This window comes from uncultured Actinomyces sp. (assembly GCF_963542285.1).
Taxonomy (GTDB): Bacteria; Actinomycetota; Actinomycetes; order Actinomycetales; family Actinomycetaceae; genus Pauljensenia.
On record NZ_CAUTWQ010000005.1, the window covers coordinates 101,369 to 119,409 of the forward strand.

17 protein-coding genes are annotated in these 18,041 nt (G+C 54.4%); 16 read left to right on the forward strand and 1 reads right to left on the reverse strand.

Features of this window, described 5'->3' with window-relative positions:
* Positions 1–26 precede the first annotated feature (26 nt).
* The 9 genes from uvrC to RW023_RS03685 all read left to right on the forward strand — a co-directional run bounded on the left by uvrC (position 27) and on the right by RW023_RS03685 (position 9,832).
* The gene (gene uvrC / locus RW023_RS03645) at positions 27–2,039 is read left to right on the forward strand and encodes an excinuclease ABC subunit UvrC (RefSeq protein WP_315579938.1); all 2,013 of its coding nucleotides are present in this window, start codon (positions 27–29) and stop codon (positions 2,037–2,039) included.
* 59 nt (positions 2,040–2,098) lie between these two features.
* On the forward strand, positions 2,099–3,055 hold the full coding sequence (rapZ, locus tag RW023_RS03650) for an RNase adapter RapZ (RefSeq protein ID WP_315579939.1): 957 nt from the start codon (positions 2,099–2,101) through the stop codon (positions 3,053–3,055).
* Positions 3,056–3,058: 3 nt separating this feature from the next.
* Complete coding sequence (gene yvcK / locus RW023_RS03655; RefSeq protein WP_315579940.1) at positions 3,059–4,063, forward strand: uridine diphosphate-N-acetylglucosamine-binding protein YvcK; 1,005 nt, start codon at positions 3,059–3,061, stop codon at positions 4,061–4,063.
* A gap of 41 nt (positions 4,064–4,104) precedes the next feature.
* Positions 4,105–5,088 carry a DNA-binding protein WhiA gene (gene whiA / locus RW023_RS03660; RefSeq protein ID WP_156335533.1) on the forward strand — a complete coding sequence of 328 codons (984 nt, stop codon included), beginning with the start codon at positions 4,105–4,107 and terminating at the stop codon, positions 5,086–5,088.
* Between the two features lie 184 nt (positions 5,089–5,272).
* Positions 5,273–6,280, forward strand: a complete 1,008-nt coding sequence (gap, locus tag RW023_RS03665) for a type I glyceraldehyde-3-phosphate dehydrogenase (protein ID WP_315579941.1) — start codon at positions 5,273–5,275, stop codon at positions 6,278–6,280.
* Between the two features lie 110 nt (positions 6,281–6,390).
* Positions 6,391–7,584 carry a phosphoglycerate kinase gene (locus RW023_RS03670; protein WP_315579942.1) on the forward strand — a complete coding sequence of 398 codons (1,194 nt, stop codon included), beginning with the start codon at positions 6,391–6,393 and terminating at the stop codon, positions 7,582–7,584.
* Positions 7,585–7,587: 3 nt separating this feature from the next.
* The gene (tpiA, locus tag RW023_RS03675) at positions 7,588–8,367 is read left to right on the forward strand and encodes a triose-phosphate isomerase (protein WP_315579943.1); all 780 of its coding nucleotides are present in this window, start codon (positions 7,588–7,590) and stop codon (positions 8,365–8,367) included.
* Positions 8,368–8,486: 119 nt separating this feature from the next.
* On the forward strand, positions 8,487–8,732 hold the full coding sequence (gene secG, locus RW023_RS03680) for a preprotein translocase subunit SecG (RefSeq protein WP_315579944.1): 246 nt from the start codon (positions 8,487–8,489) through the stop codon (positions 8,730–8,732).
* 68 nt (positions 8,733–8,800) lie between these two features.
* Entirely contained in the window at positions 8,801–9,832 is a 1,032-nt protein-coding gene (locus RW023_RS03685; RefSeq protein WP_315579945.1) for a YdcF family protein, read from the forward strand.
* Positions 9,833–9,842: 10 nt separating this feature from the next.
* Here RW023_RS03685 and tkt read toward each other — a convergent pair whose 3' ends face one another.
* A complete protein-coding gene (gene tkt / locus RW023_RS03690) occupies positions 9,843–11,924 on the reverse strand; it encodes a transketolase (protein WP_315579946.1) in 2,082 nt (693 codons plus the stop codon).
* A 128-nt stretch (positions 11,925–12,052) separates the two neighbouring features.
* Here tkt and xerD point away from each other — a divergent pair, with 128 nt between their 5' ends.
* From xerD to cmk, 7 genes are all read left to right on the forward strand, one after another.
* A complete protein-coding gene (xerD, locus tag RW023_RS03695; protein ID WP_315579956.1) occupies positions 12,053–13,009 on the forward strand; it encodes a site-specific tyrosine recombinase XerD in 957 nt (318 codons plus the stop codon).
* A 68-nt stretch (positions 13,010–13,077) separates the two neighbouring features.
* Complete coding sequence (locus tag RW023_RS03700) at positions 13,078–13,944, forward strand: ParA family protein (protein ID WP_291459226.1); 867 nt, start codon at positions 13,078–13,080, stop codon at positions 13,942–13,944.
* A complete protein-coding gene (locus RW023_RS03705; protein WP_315579957.1) occupies positions 13,934–14,722 on the forward strand; it encodes a ScpA family protein in 789 nt (262 codons plus the stop codon). The genes RW023_RS03700 and RW023_RS03705 overlap by 11 nt, the downstream gene beginning before the upstream one ends.
* The gene (scpB, locus tag RW023_RS03710) at positions 14,719–15,300 is read left to right on the forward strand and encodes an SMC-Scp complex subunit ScpB (protein ID WP_315579947.1); all 582 of its coding nucleotides are present in this window, start codon (positions 14,719–14,721) and stop codon (positions 15,298–15,300) included. The genes RW023_RS03705 and scpB overlap by 4 nt, the downstream gene beginning before the upstream one ends.
* A complete protein-coding gene (locus RW023_RS03715; RefSeq protein WP_315579948.1) occupies positions 15,297–16,046 on the forward strand; it encodes a pseudouridine synthase in 750 nt (249 codons plus the stop codon). Before scpB ends, RW023_RS03715 begins: the two co-directional genes overlap by 4 nt.
* Positions 16,047–16,063: 17 nt before the next feature.
* Positions 16,064–17,185, forward strand: a complete 1,122-nt coding sequence (locus RW023_RS03720; RefSeq protein ID WP_315579949.1) for a prephenate dehydrogenase — start codon at positions 16,064–16,066, stop codon at positions 17,183–17,185.
* 2 nt (positions 17,186–17,187) lie between these two features.
* A complete protein-coding gene (cmk, locus tag RW023_RS03725) occupies positions 17,188–17,901 on the forward strand; it encodes a (d)CMP kinase (RefSeq protein ID WP_315579950.1) in 714 nt (237 codons plus the stop codon).
* The last annotated feature ends 140 nt before the right edge of the window (positions 17,902–18,041 follow it).

Here is an 18,041-nt window from a genome sequence, read left to right on the forward strand (position 1 = left end):
ATTGATAGCACGATTAGGCTAGGGGCGTGGCTGATCCTTCGACCTATCGACCGAAAACAAGCGAGATCCCGACAGACCCCGGCGTCTATAGGTTCCGTGATGAACAGGGCGCAGTCATCTATGTTGGTAAAGCAAAGAATCTTCGAGCGCGTCTGACTAATTACTTTCAAGACCTTGCCAATCTTCATCCGCGTACTCAGAAAATGGTAACGACCGCTGCCTCGGTGCAGTGGACTGTTGTACGTAACGAGATTGAAGCTCTCACCCTTGAGTTTACGTGGATCAAAGAATTCAATCCGCGTTTTAACGTCATGTTTAAGGACGACAAGTCCTATCCGTATCTCGCTGTGAGTATGGGGGAGCCTTTCCCGCGCGTTCAAGTGACCCGAGAAGCGCGTAGGAAAGACACGCGTTACTTTGGTCCGTATACCAAAGTTTGGGCTATCCGCGACACTATTGAACTCCTGATCCGTGTATTCCCCGTTCGAACCTGTTCTGCCGGGGTATTCCGCCGCGCTCAAGCCCAAGGACGTCCATGCCTCCTCGGGTATATCGACAAGTGTTCGGCGCCGTGCGTTGGCCGTATTTCTCAAGCAAAACATCGCGCTTTAGCTCAGTCGATGTGCGACTTTCTTGAGGGAAAGGCAAGCCCTATCCTGCGTCAGGTCGAGTCTGAAATGCGGCAAGCTAGTGCTGAGCTCGATTTTGAAACTGCCGCAAAGAAACGTGATGATCTGCGTGCACTAGAGACGGTTCTAGAACGTAACACGATGGTTTTAAACGATGGAACTGACGCCGATATTTTTGCCTTAGTAAGCGATGAACTTGATGCGGCGGTTCATGTTTTCCTTGTTCGCGGTGGCCGTATTCGTGGCACTCGAGGGTGGGTCGTTTCACGCGACGATGACGCCAGCGAAGCTGAACTCATGGCCAGACTTTTCGAACAGATCTATTCCGAACTACCGGATGTTCCTGAGGGAAGAAAACGACGCACTGAACAGGCACAGGCAGTATCAGTCGATGACGTCATTCATACGCCGACTCGAGCGGTTCCGCGTGAGATTTTGGTGAGTGTGATGCCTACCGAAAGGGGCACAATCGCTGAGTGGCTCTCTGAAAAAAGGGGAGCGGCGGTCGAGATTCATGTCCCGAAACGCGGTCCGAAGGCCCAGCTTATGGAAACCGTTAAAGAAAATGCGAAGCAAGCATTGCTGCTTCATAAGACGCGTCGAAGTGGTGATCTTGCACAACGCGGTCAGGCGTTGGACGAGCTTGCTGAATACCTCGATCTTCCTGCGTCTCCTTTGCGCATCGAGTGCTACGACATCTCTCACACGCAGGGGCAGCTTCAGGTCGGCTCAATGGTTGTCTTTGAAGATGGAGTACCAAGGAAGGACGCGTATCGCCACTTCAACATTCACGGTGAAAATGGTGAGGGAACACCCGATGACACATCTGCAATGGACGAAGTCCTTCGACGCCGATTCCGGAGGCTCCTTGCTGAAGAAAACGGTGAAGACGGTGAAGATGAGGAAGGCATCGCCTTTGAGTCCGGTCCGGTTGATGCGAGCGGACGCCCACGGCGCTTTTCGTATCGGCCAGATTTAGTAGTTGTTGATGGTGGTCTGCCGCAGGTTAATGCTGCCCGCGACGCCTTGGATTCAATGGGAATTGATATTCCCCTGATCGGGCTTGCAAAAAGGCTGGAGGAAGTGTGGATTCCCGGCGAGGAATTCCCGCTGATTTTCCCGCGCACCTCTGCAGCTCTCTATATGCTTCAGTACCTTAGAGATGAATCCCATCGATTCGCTATCACAGCGCATAGGAAACGGCGCGCAAAGAATCAGCAGCGCTCAGTTTTGGACGGAATTGCAGGAGTTGGTCCTTCTCGCCAGAAAGCGCTCTTACGTCACTTCGGTTCCGTTAAGAAGATTCGCGAGTCCACGCCCGAACAAATTGCACAGGTGAGTGGAATCGGCCCCTCCCTGGGGAGCGTAATTTGGCAGGCACTTAATCCAGATTTTCCGCTTATGCAGTAGCACCAAACTGCCTGAGGGAAAACCGGGAAAGATTCGTTGATCAATGGCACCATAGGGGTATGAGCGAAACTCCCATCCCACCCGACACTTCGCAGGAAACTGTGCCCGGAGGTATCCCACTTCTCGATCAGATTGCCCCCGATGCTCCTGATGAGGGTGGCAACGAGGTCGTGATCATCACCGGGCGCTCAGGAGCAGGACGTACCGGTGCTGCCCGTGCACTTGAAGATCTTGATTGGTACGTCGTCGACAATCTTCCACCGGCAATGCTGCCAGCGCTGGTTGGCATGATGAGTCCCGACGGCGGGGGAGTCCACCGACTGGCTGTCGTCGTTGATGTGCGTTCACGTGAGTTCTTTGCTGATTTTGCTCGCGCCCTTGAACAGCTCAAAGAGTTGGGGGTTGCTTATCGAGTAATCTTTCTTGAGGCCTCGACCGACACTCTTGTCCGGCGTTATGAATCAAATCGTCGTCCCCACCCGCTTCAGGGAGAGGGAACTCTTCTTGACGGGATTACAGCCGAAGAACGCGCGCTTGCTCCTCTACGTCGTTTCGCAGATACGATTATTGATACGTCTAGGATGTCCGTTCATGACCTGACACGTCACATCCGTGATGTTATTGCTCAGGCTGGCGATGTGCCGCTTCGTATTACCGTTGAATCCTTTGGCTTTAAGCATGGTCTCCCCTTGGATGCAGACCATGTTCTTGACGTGCGCTTTTTAAAGAATCCCTACTGGGTTGATGAATTGCGTCATTTGACGGGTAAAGATCAACCTGTTGCAGAATACGTCCTGTCCCAGCCGGGTGCCCGTGACTTCGTTGTTGGTTACGCTGATCTTCTTGCGCCCATGCTAAAGGGGTATATTGGTGAACTCAAGCGTTACACAACAATTGCAGTTGGGTGTACGGGCGGGAAGCACCGTTCAGTGGCGAGCGCAGAGCTCATCGCCCGCAGGCTGCGCGAGCATGGTTTCAATGTACGAATCATGCATCGCGATATGGGAAAGGAATAGTCGATGACCTACGTTGATGCTGCTGGGTGGATGCAGCGCGGCGAATCGAATAACCGTGTCGTCGCTCTAGGTGGTGGACACGGACTATCCGCTACTCTTCGCGCACTGCGACACATCACACGTCAGCTCACAGCCGTGGTCACCGTTGCTGATGACGGTGGGTCTTCGGGTCGCCTTCGGGCAGAAATGCCGATTCTTCCCCCCGGCGATTTAAGGATGGCTCTAGCGTCTTTATGTGAAGAAACTGAGTGGGGATTGACTTGGCGTGACGTCTTCCAGATGCGCTTGAAGACTAGCGGTCCGATGGATGGTCATGCAGTCGGCAATATTGTGATTGCTGGATTGTGGCAGCTTCTCGACGACCCGGTTGAAGGTCTCGATTTTGTTGGCCGTCTCTTGGGAGCGCAGGGGCGTGTTCTCCCAATGTCGATAGATCCGCTGAGTATTGAAGCGGATATGAATGATAACGGGAGGCACTACACCGTTAAAGGACAATCTAAGGTCGCAATTGCACCGGGTGATGTTGAGGCAGTACGCCTCAGCCCAGAAGAACCACAAGTTCCAGCAGCAGTCATCGATGCAATCTCGGAAGCCGACTGGGTTGTTCTTGGCCCTGGTTCTTGGTACACCTCGGTAATTCCGCACTTACTGGTTCCTGATCTTCATCGTGCACTTGTAACAACCGAAGCTCACCGCGCACTCATTTTGAACCTTGAACGTCAGCGCGGCGAAACAGAATCAATGACAACCGCTGATCACGTTCGAGCGATCGCTCAATATGCCCCCAGCTTCAAACTGGATGTAGTGATCGCTGATCCGACAACAACTGACGATATTGATGATCTTGCCGAGGCTGCCGATGCTCTTGGCGCGCGTGTTCTTTTGCGCCAGGTTCGCACTGGTGATGGCGAAGCCCATCATGATCCTTTACGACTTGCTGCAGCATTACGTGATGCTTTTGACGGTTTTCTTGGCGAAGTTGGCCGCAGCGAAACCTGGCTCCCGTAAAATCTTCCTCGTTCCCGTGCACCCTGACATAAGGAGACAAGGTGTCCCTCACATCGGATATGAAAGATGAATTAGCGCGTAGCGCGGTTCCCTCGCAATCTGCGATGGCCGCGGAGGTATGTGCGATTCTTCGTTTCTCAGGTGGCCTACACCTCGTGGGTGGTCGGATCCTTATCGAAGCGGAGTTAGATTCTTCCGTAGCCGTACGCCGTCTTCGCGCATTCCTGACCAGCTTGTACAACGTAGAGTCCTTTGTCGTTGTAGTTTCAGGTTCGTCGTTACGTCGAGGAAAGCGCTACGTCGTGCGTGTTGTGCACCGAGCAGATGAGCTTGCTCGACTCACCGGCCTCGTCGATGGGGCGGGAAGGCCAGTGCGCGGTCTCCCTGCGACCTTGGTTGCTTCCGGGAAAGATGAAGCCGCGGCTGTGTGGCGCGGCGCTTTTCTTGCCCGCGGTTCTCTTCTTGAGCCTGGACGCTCGTCGTCTTTGGAAATTACATGCCCGGGACCCGAGGTTGCACTCGCGATGGTGGGGCTCGCACGTAAGCTCGGAGCTACTGTTCGTTCAAAGGAAGTGCGCGGATCTGATCGCGTCACTGCCCGTGATTCCGAGGCTATTAGTGCGCTTATCCGTGCGCTGGGTGCACCTGCCACTCATGTTGCCTGGGAGCAGAGGCGTGAGCGTCGCGAGGCCCGGGGTTCAGCTAACCGCTTAGCAAACTTTGACGATGCAAACCTCCGTCGTAGTGCGCGTGCCGCGGTGGCGGCCGGAGCGCGAGTTGAGCGAGCATTTGCGATTTTGGGCGACGATGTTCCAGATCACCTCAGGCAGGCGGGGGAGTTGCGTATTCAGTACAAGCAGGCCTCGCTTGAGGAACTTGGAAAGCACACTGATCCTCCTTTGACGAAGGACGCAGTTGCGGGACGCATCCGCAGGCTTTTGGCGATGGCAGACAAGGTCGCGCATGAACGGGGTATTCCCGATACTGAATCTGCTCTGACTTTGGACATGCTCGACGGTGACTGAGATCTCTCTTTCAGCATAATGTGGGCCAGCTCTCTAAGGACTTAGTTCACCCTCATCTTGGACCGTAAAGGTGTAGATTAGAGGTACTGGAACCGCAGAGAACTGCGGGCCATAGATGCAAACCGCATCTTCATGGTTGATACAGAAAGCGTGTCCCGCAGGGGGCACAAGCAGGAGGACAACAGTGACCACCCGCGTTGGCATTAACGGCTTCGGCCGCATCGGTCGTAACTTCTTCCGCGCTGCACTTGAGCAGGGCGCAGACCTCGAGATCGTTGCAGTTAACGATCTGACCGACAATAAGACTCTGGCACACCTGCTGAAGTACGACTCGATCATGGGTCGCTTCAATGGTGAGGTTTCCTACGACGATGAGGGCATCATCGTTGACGGAAAGCACATCAAGGTTCTCGCACAGCGCGATCCTGCCGACCTGCCTTGGGGCGAGCTCGGTGTTGAGGTTGTCGTCGAATCCACCGGTTTCTTCACCGATGGTGAGAAGGCAGCTGCACACATCGCAGCCGGCGCAAAGAAGGTTGTCATTTCGGCGCCTGCAAAGAACGTTGACGGCACTTTCGTTATGGGTGTAAACGATGGCGATTACGATCCCGCCACCATGAACATCATCTCCAACGCTTCGTGCACCACTAACTGCCTTGCTCCTCTGGCCAAGGTTCTCCACGAGAACTTCGGTATTGAGCGCGGCATCATGACCACCATCCACTCCTACACCGGCGACCAGCGTGTTCTCGACGCTCCCCACTCGGATCTGCGTCGTGCACGTGCAGCAGCCCTCAACATGATCCCCACCAAGACCGGTGCGGCTCAGGCTGTTGCTCTGGTTCTGCCCGAGCTCAAGGGCAAGTTCGACGGACTCGCAGTCCGCGTTCCCACCCCGACCGGTTCGCTGACCGACCTGACCTTCGTCGCCACCAAGGAGGTCTCGGTTGAGGCTATCCAGGCTGCCGTCAAGGCCGCTGCTGAGGGCGAACTCAAGGGCGTTCTCGAGTACACCGAAGATCCGATCGTTTCGACCGACATCGTGGGCAACCCCCACACCTCGATCTTCGATGCGACCGAGACCAAGGTTATCGGCAACCTGGTTAAGGTTCTCTCCTGGTACGACAACGAGTGGGGCTACTCGAACGCTCTCGTTCGCCTGACCTCGCTGGTCGGCTCCAAGCTCGCCTGATTGGCGCGCCGAGCGTGATGTACTAAGTTCTGGGCCCGTGTACGTGCAAACGTATACGGGCCCAGTTCACTACTCACCACTTCAATTCTTTACGATATGAGGAGAATTCCATGAGGACGATCGATAGCCTGGGTGACCTTTCCGGAAAGAGCGTTCTGCTTCGCTCGGATTTTAATGTCCCCCTCGACGGCGACCAGAACATCACCGATGATGGCCGTATCCGTGCCGCACTACCTACCATTAAGCTGCTTCTCGATGGCGGCGCAAAGGTCGTAATCGTAGCTCACCTTGGCCGTCCTAAGGGCCAGGTTAACCCTGCTTTCTCGCTGGCGCCGGTTGCTCGCCGACTCCAAGAACTTACTGGCGTGAAGGTCACCCTTGCCGCTGATACTGTTGGCGAGGGTGCGCACGCAGCCGTCGCTGCCGCTCAGCCCGGCGAAATTGTTTTGCTGGAGAACGTTCGTTTCAACGCAGCTGAAACCTCGAAGGATGACGCTGAGCGTGAATCTTTCGCTGCTGAGCTTGCGTCGCTGGCAGATGCTTTTGTTTCCGATGGTTTCGGCGTCGTTCACCGCAAGCAGGCTTCGGTTTACGATGTTGCCAAGCTTCTTCCCAGCGCCGCTGGTCTTCTTGTTGTCAAGGAAATCGAGTCCCTGGGTAAGGCCGTTAATGATCCCGAGCGTCCCTACGTCGTCGTCCTCGGTGGCTCGAAGGTTTCTGACAAGCTCGGCGTTATCGCCAACCTGCTGTCCAAGGCTGACAAGCTGATCATCGGTGGCGGCATGGCTTACACCTTCTTGGCCGCAAAGGGCTACGAAGTTGGTAAGTCTCTTCTCGAAGCGGATCAGATTCCCACGGTTCAGGGCTACATGGAGACCGCTGCGAAGAATGGTGTCGAGCTTCTTCTGCCCGTTGACACCGTCGTTGCTCCTGAGTTCGCTGCCGATGCTCCCGCAACTGTGGTCGATGCTGACGCAATCCCGGCGGATCAGATGGGCCTCGATATTGGTCCGAAGACCCGCGAACTCTTTGCAGGCGCGATTGCATCTGCAAAGACCGTTGTGTGGAACGGCCCCATGGGTGTCTTCGAATTCCCGGCTTTTGCTGAGGGAACGAAGGCAGTTGCGCGCGCTATGAGCGAAGGCAGTGCCTTCACCGTCATCGGTGGCGGTGACTCCGCATCTGCTGTTCGCAACCTTGGTTTCGACGAATCCACTTTCTCTCACATTTCCACCGGTGGCGGAGCTTCCCTTGAGCTACTTGAAGGCAAGATTCTCCCCGGTATCGCAGTACTGGAGGACTGAACAATGACACGTACCCCTTTGATGGCAGGTAACTGGAAGATGAACCTCGATCACCTCGAGGCCAACCACCTTGTCCAGGGTCTGGCAATGGAACTCTCGGATCACAACTTCGACTACTCGCGCTGCGAGGTCTTAGTGATCCCTCCCTTCACTGATCTTCGTACCGTGCAGACCGTTGTTGACGCCGATGATCTTCAGATCAAGTACGGTGCACAGGACATCTCTGTCCACGACAATGGTGCATTCACCGGTGAGATCTCCTCTGAGATGCTGACGAAGCTCGGCTGCAGCTACGTGGTTGTTGGCCACTCGGAGCGTCGTGAGTACCACAACGAGTCCGATCAGCTTGTTGGCCAAAAGGCCCGCAAGGCATTCGATGCTGGCATGACCCCGATCCTGTGCTGTGGTGAGGCTCTTGACGTCCGTAAGGCTGGAACTCACGTTGAGTTTGTGCTCGGTCAGGTTCGCGCCGCACTCGAAGGGTGGAACGCCGAAGACGTTGCGAAGATCGTTATCGCTTACGAGCCCATCTGGGCAATCGGCACCGGCGAAACCGCAACTGCAGACGACGCACAGGAAGTTTGCGGTGCAATCCGCGAGGCACTGCGTGCTGACTATGGCGACGCAACTGCTGACTCCACTCGTATCCTCTACGGCGGCTCGGCAAAACCTGGAAACATCAAGGAGCTCATGAGCCAGCCCGATGTTGATGGCGCGCTTGTTGGCGGTGCATCGCTGAAGGCAGACTCCTTCGCTGCGATGGCTCGCTTCCAGGAGCTGTGACCCTTTAAAGGCTCTGGGCACCGAAGTGCGCAACACTTTGGTGCCCAGCTGGCCTTACCTAGGCATTATTCGCTAGACTACACACCGTTGAAGTCTCTGAAAGAATCGGAAAAACGAACGTGGCGGCACTGAACATTACACTCATCGTCATCATTACTCTGACCAGCATTTTGCTGACCCTAACGATTCTGATGCACAAGGGTAAGGGTGGCGGCCTTTCCGATATGTTTGGCGGCGGAATCTCTTCATCCGCTGGTTCTTCTGGTGTCGCAGAACGGAACCTCAATCGGATCACTTTGGCTATTCTTCTGATTTGGGTGGTTTCAATCGTCGGTTTCGGTGTGTTAGCGAAGTTCGCTGCCTAAGACATTCTTTATTGTGCTGCATCCGCTGGCGGATGCAGCATTTATTTACCCTGCGATAGCATGAACTTATGCTGAGTGGATTAATTAGTGCCCTTCTGGTCTTTTCACCTGCCATATTTTGGGGCATTCTCTTTGCTTGGTCCTATCGGCGAGAACCGCGTCAGTTCAAGAACGCAATTTTCTTCTTTCTGATGCTGATATTCGCGCTGAGTGCATGTGCGGTCTACACCCAGGACATCGGGATCTTCGTTCTCTTAGGGATTGCAATTCCCTTTGCGCCGATCGTCACTGTGGTGTTCTTGCTTGTTAACGCATGGATTGTCATTCGGCGAGAGGGCTTTTCTCTTTCAAACATTCTTCCAGGGCTCTTTGCGTTGGTAATTGTCGGTTGGATTATTGGTATTCCAGTCGCTATCGGAATGAGCGACTCAAAAGTCGTTCTTTCTCTTTCGGCCTTGCTCTTGGTGCTCGGTTTATGGTTCTTCTTCAGTTTTGTCGCACTACTTGTGTATTCCTGGTTCTATCGCAGGCTCCCACGGAAGCGACGCTTCGATTACATCATCATTCACGGTGCTGGACTCAGGGGAGAGGAGCCGACACCTCTGCTCAGAGGGCGAATCGATAAAGCTGTGGAGCTTTGGAAAGCGCAGGGCTCGCATGCGATCCTTGTTCCCTCGGGTGGGCAGGGGAGTGATGAGGTCATTTCCGAAGCTGAAGCCATGTCCCGCTATTTATCTGCGCGTGGCGTCCCGCAGGATTCAATTCTTCTTGAAGATCGCTCGACGACAACCATGGAGAACCTCGTATTTGCGAAGAATCTTCTGGATGCGCGTCAAACAACACCCTACCGTTGCGCCTTCGTAACTTCGGACTATCACGTCTTCCGCACAGCACTCTATGCTTCAAAAGTTGGACTTAAGGGTGACGGTATCGGTTCGAAGACTGCGGGATATTACTTTCCAACAGCGTTTATCCGCGAATTTATTGCTATTACTAAGGAACACTGGCTACCCTACGTCATCATTACGATGATCTGGGCAGCCAGTGTTCTTGCGCCGTATTTAGGTCACCTACTGGGGATCCTTTTTCCCAATCAGTAGGATGGCGTACTCAGCAAGCGGCAGCGATACTTTCACGGGCCTGTGCCGCAATGTTCTCAGGCGTGAATCCGTACTTCTCAAAGAGCCGGGCACCGTCCACAGACTCGCCAAAGTGTTCGAGGGAGACGATCCGTCCGGCCTCGCCAACCCAGCGGTACCAAGGAAGCGCAATCCCGGCCTCGACGGCGACGCGCGCGCGGACTGCGCGGGGGAGGACCGACTCGCGATAGGCCTCGTCCTGGCTGTCAAACCACTCAATGCACGGAACCGAGACAACGCGCGAAGCAATTCCCTCAGACTTCAGCAGGCGATGAGCCTCCAAAGTAGGCGCTAGCTCTGAACCCGTGGCCATCAAAATAACCTCGGGAGTGCCTTCGCAATCGGCAAGAATGTAGGCACCGCGGGCAACACCTTGAGCATCAGCAAGCTCGGTTCCTTCGCCGCGGGCGGGATTAGGAAGATTCTGTCGGCTTAAGACTAAAGCTGCAGGATGATGCTGCTCGAGAATGTTCTTCCATGCCTGGACGGTCTCGGCAGCATCTGCAGGACGAATCACCGCAAGATTCGGAATCGCACGGTATGAAGCAAGATGTTCGATTGGCTGGTGGGTCGGGCCGTCTTCTCCGACGCCAATTGAATCGTGCGTCCACACGTAGGTGACGGGAAGATCCATAAGAGCAGCAAGACGTACTGCTCCGCGCATGAAGTCCGAGAACACGAAGAAAGTGCCGCCATACACGCGGGTGAGACCATCAGCGGCGATACCGTTCATCGCGCAGCCCATCGCAAACTCACGAATACCAAAGTGGAGGTTGCGGCCGTATGGATCAGCTTCGAAGGAACGCGAGTACGTCCCTTCCGGGAGGAAAGAGCTTAATCCATTGAGGAAAGTGTTATTTGACCCACCGAGGTCAGCGGAGCCACCCCAAAGTTCAGGAAGCACTGGTGCAATAGCGTTCAGTACCTTTCCCGAGGCCGAGCGGGTTGCGATTGCCTTATCTGCCGGGAATTCGGGGAGGACCTTTTCCCAGCCTTCCGGAAGTTCTCCATGCCGAAGGCGCTCAAGCAGAGCCGCTCGCTCGGGATTTGATTCCTTCCACTGATCGAAACGCTGATCCCATTGGCCACGCAGTGTCTGTGCACGCTGAGCAAATTGCCTGCGTGAATGCGCAACGGCCTCTTCATCTACGGCAAAGTGAGCATCCGGATCGGCTCCCAATGCACTCTTTAAACCGCGAAGTGCCTCTTCACCGAGCTTGGCACCGTGGATTCCCCCGGTATTAGATTTTTCGGGAGTGGGCCATCCGATAATCGTCCGAAGCGCAATGATTGACGGTTGTTCAGTGTTCTCACGCGCGGCTGCCAAAGCCTCGTCCAAGGCCTGAACATCTTCGACGTAGGAGCCATCCTCACTCAACCAGTCCACACGTTGAATGTGCCAGCCGTAGGACTCGTAGCGCTTGAGAACATCCTCGCTGAATGCGATATCGGTGTCGCCTTCGATCGAAATGCGGTTATCGTCCCACAAAACAATGAGATTGCCGAGCTTCTGTGTCCCTGCAAGAGAAGAAGCCTCCGCAGAAACACCTTCTTGAAGACACCCATCACCGGCGATGACATACACGCAGTGATCAAAAATCGACTGACCATGAGGAGTGTCGGGATCGAGAAGACCGTGGGTAAAACGTTCCGCCATTGCGAAACCAACTGCAGAAGCAAGGCCGGTACCCAAGGGTCCTGTCGTGAGCTCAACACCCGGCGTATGCCCAAACTCGGGGTGTCCGGGAGTAAGAGCACCTTCGGTACGCAGGGCTTTCAGGTCCTCAAGTTCGACGCCCATTCCCGCAAGATAGAGCTGCAGGTATTGAGTCAGTGAAGAGTGGCCCGATGAAAGAATGAAACGATCGCGGCCCAACCAGTGCGGGTCTGACGGGTCTAGGTGAAGGTGATGCTGGTAGAGCGCGTACGCGGCAGGAGCAAGAGAAATCGCTGCTCCCGGGTGTCCATTTCCGACACGTTCAACCGCATCAGCGGCAAGAATTTTAGCGGTGGAAATAGCGCGGCTATCGAGCTCATTCCAAGACGCGGGCACGATTGGACCTCCTGGCAATCGGTAAGATGGCTTCCCTGCAGGGTTAAGTGTAGCCGCTCGCCGCGCTCGAACAGCGAATATGCAGCAAATCAGTGCTGCACAAATACAATGAGCCCGTGGCTAAACAAATGGAGCGTCTTCAGGAAGAATGGCTCATTTTCCTGAGTGTAGAGAAGGGAGCATCCCCGCATACTGTCTCCAACTATCGGCGCGACGTAGAAAAATATTGTGCTTTCCAAGAAGCACGCGGCATTGAACAATGCGATCAGATCACCGAGAGTTCGATTGAAGACTTTCTTGCGTCACTGAGCGAGGCAAAAGACGGACATGCTGCAGCACCGTCTTCCGTGGCGCGCGCATTAGCGGCGATTCGTTCCTTCCACAAATACGCACTTCGAGAAGGTCTCAGCGTTCAGGATCCAAGCGCCCACGTTCGTGTTCCTCAAGTTGGCGAACACCTTCCAAAAGCTCTAACAGTCGAGCAAGTCGAAGCCTTGCTAGAGGCAGCGGGCAGCGGAGATGACCCGCGTTCTCTTCGTGATCGAGCCCTGCTCGAGACCCTCTACGCGACGGGTGCCCGCGTCAGTGAGGCCGTTTCAATGGCGATTGATGACTTAGACCTTAATGAAGAACTTCCGATTATTCGTCTGTTCGGAAAAGGACGTAAGGAACGTCTCGTTCCCTTGGGATCTATGGCGAAACAGGCTCTTGAAGCCTATCTCGTGCGCGCGCGTCCCTTCTTTTCTTCAAAGGGGAAAGGGTGTCCAAACGTCTTCCTCAACAATAGGGGAGGACCGCTTTCACGTCAGTCTGCTTGGGACATCATTCAACGTGCTGCAAAGCGCGCGCAGCTTGAGGTGCCCGTTTCTCCACACACTTTGCGACATTCCTTTGCCACACATTTATTAGAAGGCGGAGCGAATATCCGCGACGTACAAGAATTGCTTGGGCATTCCTCTGTCTCAACGACGCAAATTTATACCAAGGTGACGATTGCGACCCTTAAAGAAATGTACAGAACCGCCCATCCGCGCGCGCAGCTCGATCCAAGCGATATTACGGCCTCGGCCTCGGACTCCCAATAAGACAAGCGGGCGCACACGTTAAGCGGGGTAGGGCGAATTGTATGGAGCAATGCACTAAGATGGAGAACGTGACGAATCCATCTCAGCCTACGCTTACCGGGGATCTTCCTGCCAACGAAGAAAATGATTTCCCCGTCCCGGCACCACTGACCGGGCATGGACCCGCACGCATTATTGCGATGTGTAATCAAAAAGGTGGGGTTGGAAAGACAACAACGACCATCAATCTCGCTGCGTCGCTAGCTGAATATGGACGTCGTGTTCTAATCGTTGACTTTGATCCTCAAGGCGCTGCATCTGTTGGCCTGGGCATCAATACCCTGGAGTTGGAACACACAATCTATAACCTCCTGATGAATCCGAAGGAAGATATTCATCAGGCCCTGTGCCACACCTCGATTCCCGGCCTTGATATTGTGCCCGCGAATATCGACCTTTCGGCTGCCGAAGTTCAGCTGGTCAACGAGGTTGCGCGTGAATCAGCGCTCTCGCGTGTTCTTCGACCAGTCGTCGATGATTACGACGTGATTCTGATTGACTGCCAGCCTTCGCTTGGATTACTCACCGTCAATGCCTTGACCGCGGCACACGGCGTGATTGTTCCTATGGAAGCAGAGTTTTTTGCTCTGCGCGGTGTCGCTTTGCTGGTCGAAACTATTGAAACAGTGCGCGATCGAATTAATCCGCGCTTAAAGATCGATGGAATCCTCGCGACGATGGTTGATACCCGCACCTTGCACTCGCGTGAGGTTTTGGAACGACTTGACGAGGCCTTCGGTGACCTTGTTTTCACAACACGGATTGCGCGTACTGTGAAGTTCCCCGATGCTTCAGTCGCGACAGTGCCAATTACCAGCTACGCGCCCAACCACCCGGGCGCGCGTTCCTACCGACGTTTGGCCAGAGAGATCATCGCGCGTGGAGATGTCGCCTGAATATGACGGGACTCAAGCGGCGCTTGATGATTTTCAAGTCTCGCTTGAAGTCTTCGAAGGTCCTTTTGACCTTCTGCTCCAATTGATCTCTCGGAAGAAGCTCGATATCACTCAGGTTGCCCTTGCCGAAGTGACCGATGAGTTCATTGCACATATGCAAGCTTTTCCTGATCTTTCACGGACCAGTGAATTCCTTGTCGTAGCAGCGACTCTATTGGATATGAAAGCAGCGCGTTTGCTTCCTGATTATGAAGAGGAATCTTCACTCAGTAGCGAAGACCTTGAAGCACGTGACCTGCTCTTTAGTCGACTGCTTCAATATCGGGCATTCAAGCTCGCAGCGGGTCAGATCGCGCAACAACTCGAGGCCTATGTGGGTTTAATCCCGCGCAGCGTTGCGCTTGAACCTCAATTCACTCGGCTGCTTCCGGAACTTCGATGGGAAGTGGGCGCTGAGGACCTTGCGCGTGCATGTGCTGACGCGCTCAGCACCCAGCCGCCGACTGTCGAAGTGACGCATCTTCATTCAGCTGCGGTCCCGGTTGCTCAGGAAGCAAAGGTTGTCATCGCCTACCTAGCCGCTCATGGCCATGCGACCTTTTCTCAGCTCATCTCGGACGCGCGCGATACGGCTGTTGTTGTCTCGCGTTTCCTCGCTATCTTAGAGTTGTACAGGCGCAAAGCTATTGAGTTCCAGCAGGAAGAAGCTCTTTCAACGCTGGAACTCGTATGGAATGGAAATGACCCAAAGGTCGATGAATGGGAGGAGGACGTATGAGCGACGCACTCGACCTTGCTGAGACTCAACTTCTCTTCGCTCCCATCGAAGCAATTTTGATGGTTGTCGATCAGCCGGTCACTGCTCAACAGCTTGCCGATGTTCTCAATGTGTCAGCTGAAGATGTCGAGCACGTGCTTGAGGCACTCTCCGCGCAATACAGTGGACGCTCTGGTGGTCGTGAACATGGGTTTGAACTTCGGCGTTTAGGCGGAGGATGGAGGATTTATTCTGCTCCTCGCTGGGAGTCGCTTGTTTCTCAGTTTATTGTCGGATCAGGACAATCTAAACTGTCACAAGCTGCTTTGGAAACACTTGCGGTTATTGCCTATCGTCAACCGATCTCGCGAGCGAGGATCTCTCAAATTCGCGGCGTGAATGTTGATGCAGTGGTTCGAACCTTGTGTGCACGTGAACTCATTGAGGAAGTTGGCCAATCTTCTTCTGGGGCTCGTTTGTATGGAACGACCCAAGTATTTCTTGAACGAATGGGAATGAATTCCCTTGACGAATTGGCCCCATTAGCCCCCTACCTTCCGGCTTCGGACGAGCTGGACGAACTTGAGGAGACACTGTGAGAAACGATTCCTATAGTGAAGACGGTATTCGCCTGCAAAAGGTACTCTCACGTGCGGGGGTAGCTTCTCGACGGGCAGCAGAAGAACTTATTGCCCAAGGCCGTGTTTCAGTTGATGGCAAGGTGGTTCGCGGGCAAGGCATGCGTGTTGACCCTCAACGTCAAGCAATTCACGTCGACGGTAAGCGAATTATCTTGGAAGAAAATCGCCCGATCGTCATGGCTGTCAATAAGCCTGTTGGTATGGTTTCGACCATGTCAGACCCAGAGGGACGTCCGACGCTAGCGGATCTTCTTGCCGATTACCCGGAACGCCTGTATCACGTGGGCCGCTTAGATATCGATACTTCTGGGCTGCTTTTGCTGACGAATGATGGTGAGCTAGCGAACCGACTGACCCACCCCTCTTACGAGATCCCTAAGACCTATATCGCACGTGTTCACGGCGAGGTTAAGCCGGGTGTCCGCCGTCGTCTGCTCGAAGGCGTTGAATTGGAAGATGGTCCAATTGCAGTCGATTCTTTCCGCACCATGGAAACCTACGGTGATATCACGACTGTTGAAATCGTCGTTCATGAAGGACGTAACCGTCTTGTCCGCCGTCTGATGGATGAGGTGGGGTATCCGGTTCGTGAGCTCGTTCGTACGAAGTTTGGCCCCATTCGCCTCGAACACCTACAACCCGGAACGATGCGTCGTGTCAAGGGACCGCAGCTCGCCGCTCTCTATGACGCAGTTGGTTTGTGAGTCCTGTGCCATCGCTTGTGAGCACAACCCGCGGTCCCGTCCTCATCATCGGCACGGGTCTTTTGGGGACTTCTCTTGCGCTTGCACTTCGTAGTGGGGGAGTCGAGGTTTTTCTTCGCGATTCCTCACCAACGGCTGGACGCTTAGCGCAGGATTTGGGTGCCGGTACTCTCATTGGTCCAGAGGATCGCTGTTCGCCGTCCTTGGTGATCGTGTCTACGCCTCCTGACGTTGCTGACATCTGTGTTGTGGATGCGTTGATTCGATATCCCGAGGCCGTCGTCAGTGATGTCGCCTCCGTCAAGTTAGCTGTCCTTGAGGGAGTTGTCGAGGAAGCAGAGCGCCGCGGTCTAGATATCATGAACCGCTACGTGGGTTCTCATCCGATGGCAGGTCGCGAACGTAGTGGTGCAGGTGCGGCGGACGCAGATCTTTTCTACGGCAGGCCATGGGTGATTGTTCCTAGCCCGACTTCATCGCCTGACGCAGTGATGCGGATTCGTTCGCTTGCGGCGGATGTGGGAGCCTTCCCCATTGAGATGGATGCTTCGACGCATGATCAGTCCGTTGCGCTCATTTCTCACGTACCTCAATTGGTTTCGTCAATGCTTGCCGCTCGGCTCGCTGATGCCCCTGTTTCTGCGCTTTCACTTTCAGGTCAGGGCTTGCGAGATACAACTCGAATTGCCGCCTCCGATCCTCGTTTGTGGACTGCTATTTTGGCGGGCAATGCTGGCCCCGTCGTCAGGGTGTTGAAGGATATTCGCGGCGATCTTGATGATCTGATTTCACATTTGGATGCCGCCGCGCACGAAGGCCCTCTTGAAGGCGGAAGCGTAGGAGCTGTCTATCGAGTGATGGATCAGGGCAATAGGGGAGTTGCGCGAATTCCGGGTAAACACGGCGGGGCGCCAACCCGCTACGTCGTTCTCGATGTGTTTGTTCCTGATACTGCTGGCTCTCTCGGCCGTCTTTTCGCTGATCTCGGGGAGATCGGTGTGAATGTTGAAGACTTCGCCCTTGAACACTCTGCCGGCGCTCAAATGGGTGTCGCTCGCCTCAGTCTCGATCCATCGATCGTTGCGTCGACCATTTGCCAGCTGCAGGAACGCGGGTGGAATACCGGAAGTGGAGATTAATAGTGTCTGATGATCTTTCCCCTCGCGGTCTGACAATTGCAATCGATGGGCCTGCAGGCTCAGGCAAATCAACGATTGCTAAATTACTTGCTCGTCGCCTGGGCATTGGTTACCTCGATACGGGGGCGATGTATCGATCATTGACTCTTATTGCCTTAGAGTCAGGTGTTGATTTAGACGATCACGATGCTGTTGCTGCCTTGCTTCCTTCTCTTGATCTTCACGCCGATTCGAATCCTGATGATCCTCATTTCTTTGTTGGAAACCGCGAGGTTACTTCGTTAATCCGATCCTCTATCGTTTCCGAGGCCGTCCCTAAGATTTCCACGAACCTTTTGGTTCGCGCCTGGATGGTCGAGCATCAGCGTCAACGCATGGCCGAAGCTTGTGCTAACGGAAGTGGAATGGTGGCGGAAGGACGCGATATCACTACCGTTGTATACCCTGAGGCCGATTTGAGAGTCTTGCTTGTTGCTTCACCGCTTGCGCGGATGAAGAGGAGGGCTAAGGAGTTATTCGGTGATGATAGCCCTGAAAGTCTCGAGAAAGTTCGTTCTCAGATTGTTGATCGTGACGCCGCTGATTCAACTGTCAGCGAATTTACGAATCCGGGCCCTGGGATTGAACTGGTTGATACCTCGGATCTTGATATTGAGGGGGTCTTGGAGGCGATTATTTCGCTTCTCCCCGCAGGCATGAGCGGGAAGCACAACTGAATGTGACGGGGGTCGCCGTACTCAATTGGAATTTCCAGTAGGACTTGGGCTAAACTATCCGAGTCGCCAAAATTTAGGTGATCAAACGGGCTGTGGCGCAGTTTGGTAGCGCACTTGACTGGGGGTCAAGGGGTCGTGGG